The organism is Nonomuraea turkmeniaca (genome assembly GCF_005889735.1).
In the GTDB taxonomy this organism is placed as follows: Bacteria; Actinomycetota; Actinomycetes; order Streptosporangiales; family Streptosporangiaceae; genus Nonomuraea; species Nonomuraea turkmeniaca.
On record NZ_VCKY01000424.1, the window covers coordinates 1 to 4,230 of the forward strand.

At 67.8% G+C, this 4,230-nt stretch carries 4 protein-coding genes; 3 read left to right on the forward strand and 1 reads right to left on the reverse strand.

From position 1 onward, the window contains the following. Nucleotides 1-502: 502 nt before the first annotated feature. From ETD86_RS59500 to ETD86_RS52855, 3 genes are all read left to right on the forward strand, one after another. Nucleotides 503-631: a hypothetical protein gene (locus tag ETD86_RS59500; RefSeq protein WP_281287111.1), complete on the forward strand. Its 129-nt coding sequence runs from the start codon at nucleotides 503-505 to the stop codon at nucleotides 629-631. 105 nt (nucleotides 632-736) lie between these two features. Next, nucleotides 737-2,722, forward strand: a complete 1,986-nt coding sequence (locus ETD86_RS52850; protein WP_138674153.1) for a PQQ-binding-like beta-propeller repeat protein — start codon at nucleotides 737-739, stop codon at nucleotides 2,720-2,722. Nucleotides 2,723-3,010: 288 nt separating this feature from the next. Beyond that, nucleotides 3,011-3,487, forward strand: a complete 477-nt coding sequence (locus tag ETD86_RS52855) for a MerR family DNA-binding transcriptional regulator (RefSeq protein ID WP_211370893.1) — start codon at nucleotides 3,011-3,013, stop codon at nucleotides 3,485-3,487. Here the strand turns inward: ETD86_RS52855 and ETD86_RS52860 are convergent. Next, nucleotides 3,427-3,885: a DUF5990 family protein gene (locus tag ETD86_RS52860; protein WP_138674154.1), complete on the reverse strand. Its 459-nt coding sequence runs from the start codon at nucleotides 3,883-3,885 to the stop codon at nucleotides 3,427-3,429. The two genes, ETD86_RS52855 and ETD86_RS52860, sit on opposite strands and share 61 nt — an antisense overlap. Nucleotides 3,886-4,230: the final 345 nt, after the last annotated feature.

The following is a 4,230-nucleotide window of genomic DNA, read 5'->3' on the forward strand; positions in this document are numbered from 1 at the left end:
AGCCTGCTACCGGGCCTCCTGGCAGCTACCCGGACCGGACTCCCACCGGCAAGCGACGACGAGCTTACAAACAGACGATCAGCCGCTACGTCACGGCTTCACCTCCGTTCTGCTGGGCGCACGAATCATCGAGGCTAGGCCAGTTCTGCAGGCATGACCGGCTGATGCCCAGGTCTTTGGCGAGTTGGAGGAGCGGTTTGTCACCTTGGCGCGCGAGCTCGACCGCGCGACGCCGGAACTCTGGCGGGTGTGGTGCGGGCATGAAGGACATCCTTCCTGATGATCAAGGGTGACCTCAGGTCAAGTGTCCGGAGAACAGGGGGAAGCTCAGTGCCGGTTGCTCTCGACTGCGAAGTCGAGGTCCTTCGACTCTGTGGAGGGGTTGAGGGACCCCGGCGGAAGCGGATCTTGTGAGAGCTCGGGGGCGCGCGGCCTTAAGACGCTGACTCACCGCGGACACCACCCATCCGCGCTGAATGCACGGACCGGATGCTGATCTACGATGATCGGCACCTTCCATCGGTGCTCGACGGTCATCGACCGCATCAGTCCCGCCAACAAACGCCGATCTGATCAAGATGAGCGGTTTGTGGTGACGATTCTGCGGTTTGGTGTGAACGTATCAGGTTGATCACCGTGTTGATCGGCGTCGGACGTCCGGTGTTGACGTGTCACGCGCATAAGATTACGGTCTGGACCAAAACTAAGCAGCTTTGAACATCCCGGAGGTGCGGCCGTGCCGCGAACCTGTCTCGCGCTGCTCATGGTCCTAACCGCCCTGTTGACACCAGCCTTATCGGCACCGGCCGCCGTGCAGGCGACGGCAGCACCGAACTGCGGCACTCCGGCCGTCGCCACCTACGGCCCGGCCTCCATCACCGGCGCGATCGTCGGCGCCACCGTCCATGATGGCCATGCCTACGTGGTCTCCCGCGGGCCGAAGCCTCCGGTCGTGGCCGAGATCGACCTGGCCACCCGCAGGGTGACGCGTACCGCGACGCTGCCGGACGGTCCTGCGGCAGGCGAGCCGGAAGGCGGCTGGGCCACCGCCGTCGCCGGCGGCAAGCTGTACATCGGCACCTACCCCGTACCCGACCTGTACAGCTACGACCTGGTCACGGGCCAGGTGACGCACCTGCACTCCTTCGGCGCGAACGGCGGCTTCGTCTGGAGCATGGCCGCCGCGCCGGACGGCACCCTCTACCTCGGCACTTCCTCCGACGGCCGGCTCTGGGAGTACGTCCCCTCGACGGGCGCGGTCCGCAGGTACGGAGTGCTGGTCCAGGGCGAGCACTACGTCAGGGCGGTCGCGGTCGATGAGACCACGGCCTACGCCGGCCTGCTGGAGGAAGCCAAGCTGATGGCCGTCGACCGGGTCAGCGGCGCGGTCAGGGAGCTGGCCCAGGGGCCCGAGGCCGTCGGCACGGTCTCGCTCTACGGCGACCGGGTGCTCGCGGCGAGCGGAAGCACGCTGATCGACGTGCGCAAGGACGGCACGGACCGGCGGCAGTTCGATGCCGGGGTGGGCATCATCGACGCGTTCGAGGTGGCCCCTGACGGCACGGTCTACCTCACCTCGCGCCCCGACGGCGCCGTCTACAGCTACCGCACCGGGCAGGACGCGGTGACCAAGGTCGCCGACCCGCCTTCGCCGGGCGAGGAGACCCGGGCGCTGAAGCTGGACGGGCAGCGGCTCATCGGCTTCGCCGGCAGCGGCGGCATGTGGTGGCTGGATCTGGAGAGCAGGACCTCCGAGTTCGTCGACCTCATCGACGCGGGCTTCCCGGCCGGCGCCGAGCGGACCCAGAGCATGCTGCTGGTGCCGAACCGGGCGCTGTACATCGGCGGCCACTTCGCCGTGGAGGTGCGTGACCTGCAAACCGGGGAGAAGCGCAGAATCCGCGTGGTGGGCGAGCCGAAGGCCATGGTGCGGCGGGGGAACAAGATCTACGCCGCGCTGTATCCGAGCGGCCAGCTCATCTCCATCGACATACACACCGACGAGGTACGCGGCCTCGGCTACATCGGGCATGGCCAGTCGCGGCCGTGGGACATCGAGCACGACCCCGTCACCGACACGATCCTGGTGGCCTCCGCCCCGACCGGCGCGAAGCTGCAGGGCGCCCTGACGGTGCTCGACCCCGACACGGGGAAGATGGACGTCTACCCGAATGTCATCCCCGACCAGAGCCTGATGAGCCTGAGCGTCGACTCCGCGCGGGGCATCGTCTACCTCGGCGGCGACGTGCTCGGCGGAGGCGGAACGCCGCCGACTAAGACGACGGCCTCGATCGCCGCCTTCGACCTCAAGCAGCGCAAGGTGGTGTGGCAACTCGATCCGCTTCCCGGCCACCGCACGTTCCAGGACCTCAAGGTCCACGGAGGGCTGCTGTACGCGGTGTACAAGCGCGTGCTGGGCGCCTGGATCGCCCTGGACCCCGCCACCGGAACCATCAAGCACCAGGGCTTGCTACCGGGACACGGCGAACTGCAGGTCCACCAGGGCCGCGTGTTCACCTCCACCTTTTTCGGCGGGGGCAACGCTTACGAACTCGGATCGGAGGCCAAGCTGCTCGCGACCGGGCTGGGCGACGAGTGGCACACCAATCCGCAGTTGCAGTTCGAGCCCGGCTCCTTCGACGCCTGGACGATCGTCGGCCGGGATCTGGCGAAGGTGCGGCTCGACCCCCGCTGCCCGCCCGTGACGATTCCGGAGTCGTGAAACGAGTTTCGGTCTGTACTGGAATTTGATCGACGCGCCTCGCCTGACCCGACACCGCCGGGCCGGGCGAGGCTGCGGCCCGCCCAGGACAGGCTGTAAGTTCCGGCGGTAAATGGGTCTGGTGCGTTTGATGGGGAGCGACTACCGGCTGTGACTTTCGGGGGTTGTCGAGAGTGCCGGGTGCCGGGGGTGCATGGGAGCTGGTAGCGATCGCGTACCTCGCCGCGCATGGGAACGCCCGTTCTGTCACGATCTGGACGGCCAAGATCTCGATCATGAAGAGCGGCCGTGGGAGTCATAGTGCCGCAAGAGCTCACCGAGCCGGGGGTGAGCGCCAAGACCATCCGGTTCTACGAGGAGGCCGGGCTGATGCCGCAGCCGCTCCGCACCAGCGCGGGCTACCGCGACCACCCCGAGGAGGCCACCTCCCGGTTAAGCCTTCATCCGCGACGTCCAGACCGCCGGCCTGACCTTGGCCGAGATCTGCGGCGCCCTGGCCATCCGCGACAGCGGCCAACCCCCCGCCAGCACGTCACCGGCCTGATCGATGACCACCTGGCCCGTATCGAACAGCACCCGGCCGAACTCGAACAGGCCCGCCAGGCCCCGCACGCCCTGCGCCGCCGCGCACAGGCCACCGACCCGGCCGACTGCGCCGGCGAGCGGGTGTGCAGCATCCTCGCCGGCCCGACCGCCAGCGAGCCTCAGCCCGGAAGGGCCGACCATTCCACCAACGGCGGGCGGACCGACGCGCACAACGGCTGACCTTTGGCGTCGGTCAACCCCAGCCGCGCCACCAGGACGCCGCCGTCGCCGGCGGCCTCCAGCACGCCGGCGGGGATCGCGTCCAGCCACAGCTTGGCCCGCCGAAACATCGAGAACACCCTGGCCTCATCGACCGTCCCCCAGGACAGGTAGACGAACCGGCCGCCCGGCCTGCCATGCACGAACGGGCCACGCAGATCCCAACCGGCCTCCCTACGGGTTGCGGTCACCTCCAGCTCCCAGGTTGCCGAGGAGGCGTCACCCGGGATCATGCCGAGCAGTTCATCGCGGCGCTCGCGCTGTTGCACCCCGACATGGATGTTGCAGTAGCCGGGGAAGCCCGGTTCCCGCCCGCATTCCCGACCCGGCAGGTCGAATGCCTCGATACGGATCTGCATGGCAGAATTATGCCCGGGAGCCAGACCACGGCCAGCCAAATCCAGGGGCTAACCCGGCCGAGGCGGCCCATTCCCGAGACGATCGGTAATCCTGCTGCTACGTTCCGCTTGGGCGTGTTACTCCGGGTGCCAACTGCCGAGGGGCACGCCCTGTAACTTGGATCGCTTGACGGCCGAGCCAATTACGACCTTCTCGGGAAGATGACCCTGCCGAACTAAGTGGTTCTGCCTGTAAGTCCTTCGAGGGTCAGTGGCTGAGGTAGAGGTCGCAGGCGCAGTCGAGGGCTTCTTGGGGCGTGCCTGCGGACATGCCGGTGGGCAGGATCTGGTTCTCGTACTTGCCGC

Excerpts from the sequence above, each read along its gene's own strand:
- ETD86_RS59500 (WP_281287111.1), top strand. The coding sequence starts at position 503 with ATGATCGGCACCTTCCATCGGTGCTCGACGGTCATCGACCGCATCAGT.
- ETD86_RS52860 (WP_138674154.1), bottom strand. The coding sequence starts at position 3,885 with ATGCAGATCCGTATCGAGGCATTCGACCTGCCGGGTCGGGAATGCGGG.